The 1,664-nt window shown below is 43.7% G+C and carries 3 protein-coding genes; all 3 read right to left on the minus strand.

What is annotated here, in order from left to right:
- Positions 1-615, minus strand: a 615-nt coding sequence (locus GX437_11710; protein ID NLJ08326.1) for an oligosaccharide flippase family protein, incomplete at its 3' end; no start/stop codon positions are given.
- Positions 616-637: 22 nt separating this feature from the next.
- Positions 638-1,189, minus strand: a complete 552-nt coding sequence (locus GX437_11715) for an acyltransferase (protein ID NLJ08327.1) — start codon at positions 1,187-1,189, stop codon at positions 638-640.
- A 42-nt stretch (positions 1,190-1,231) separates the two neighbouring features.
- On the minus strand, positions 1,232-1,642 hold the full coding sequence (locus tag GX437_11720; protein ID NLJ08328.1) for a hypothetical protein: 411 nt from the start codon (positions 1,640-1,642) through the stop codon (positions 1,232-1,234).
- Between the last annotated feature and the right edge of the window lie 22 nt (positions 1,643-1,664).

The following is a 1,664-nucleotide window of genomic DNA, read 5'->3' on the forward strand; positions in this document are numbered from 1 at the left end:
AAGCGAAATATAGCGGCTGTCCAGTTTTAAGACAATGATGATGAGGATAATAACTGGCAAAAGAACATAGCGCAGCGAACGGAAGAAGGAAAAGGTCTTCATTTCATCTAATCCGTTCAGTACGTTGATGAGTACTTTGTTAATCGAGAAAAAGAATAGGCTCGGCAGCGTGTAAAACAACCCAGCAATCACATCCGGGCTGTCTAAAAAGTTACTGATCGGTTTTATCAGCAACATGCTTAAGATCGTTGCTGGTATTGAGATCAGCGCGATCAGGATCAGTGCGGAAATGGTAATTTCAGAACAATAATCACGGTCCTTATCATGCATGGAAATCAAACGCAGGACGGAATGATGCAGCCCAAAGACGACTACCTGGGAAAAGATCAGGTAGATAGCATATACCTGGTTGAAAACCCCCAGAGCTTCCTCGCCCCTAGTGGCAACGATCAGGGCATTCATCAGAAATCCGTTGGCTGCCAGAATGACCAGGCTCAACATGTTCCAGGAAAACCCCTGGAATAGGCGGCTGGTCATGGATGTTTTTATTTTCCTGAATACTTCGGGATTCAACTTTTCGAGGACTGTGAGCAGTTTTTCAGTGAAGCGTTTCATAAATTTGGATGAAAAGAAGAGATTATTTCCGGCTGCCGATAACTTTGCAGGGGGATCCAACTGCTATGGAGTAGGGAGGAATATCATCCGCTACGACCGAATTGGCGCCAATGACAGCACCATCACCGATACGGACTCCTTTCACGATTACCACATTGGCTGCCAGCCAGACATCATTGCCAATTTCCACCGATCCCAATTTGAAACCCTGGTTACGAATGAGTGTTTTGGCGTCTGCGTAAGTGTGATCAGTGGTCATGATTATCACGTTGGGGGCAATACGGACGTTATTTCCGATCTTCAACCCGCCGTAGGCAGTCAGGGTGCAGCGGGCGCCAATAGTGGTATTAGCGCCGATTGTTAAATCCCAAGGGCAAAAAACCGTAACCCCCTCACCGATGGCGGCGGTTTTAATTTTGGCTCCAAAAAGGATTAGGCAGCCATAGCGTAAATAGTTGCATAAGGGAAAGGACAGGTTTTTAAAAAAACCGTAAAGCAGATAAAAAAGACCATTCCAAATATAGTTTTTCAGACTATGCAGTTCTTTTTTATCAATATGCCTGATTTTTTCCATTTCATTTCCTCGGGTAGAAGACATCGATTATCCAAAAAAGCTTCATCGGCGTTTGTTATAGTCCATGTCCATCCAGATGGCAAACAGCATAGATTGAAATGCGAAAAAAGCGACAAAGACCAGGATGATCAGTGTGGTTTGAGGTGCCTGTCCATAGCGGTTGTATAAGACAAAGAATCTGACAATCAGGGGAATAACAACAAAAATACTCAGAAAAAAAGAAAAACCGTAAAACAGAACCAGTGGATTGAAATCACGGACAATATAGCGCTTCCACAAGCGGCGGAAGAACAACCTGATCAGCAGGCAGCTTACTTCCGGTATGTATTTCCATAACTTGATCTTACTTTTTTCATTACCGTATACCGGCCTGATCTCCACATCATCTACTTTGCAGCCCTGAATATTTAACATGCACAGGATATCAGCATTGTAACCAAATCCCTTTTTCATCTCCTTGATCGGTATTTTTTTG

It is taken from the genome of Sphingobacteriales bacterium, from assembly GCA_012517435.1.
In the GTDB taxonomy this organism is placed as follows: Bacteria; Bacteroidota; Bacteroidia; order CAILMK01; family JAAYUY01; genus JAAYUY01.

Excerpts from the sequence above, each read along its gene's own strand:
- GX437_11715 (NLJ08327.1), bottom strand. The coding sequence starts at position 1,189 with ATGGAAAAAATCAGGCATATTGATAAAAAAGAACTGCATAGTCTGAAA.
- GX437_11720 (NLJ08328.1), bottom strand. The coding sequence starts at position 1,642 with ATGAAAAAGGGATTTGGTTACAATGCTGATATCCTGTGCATGTTAAAT.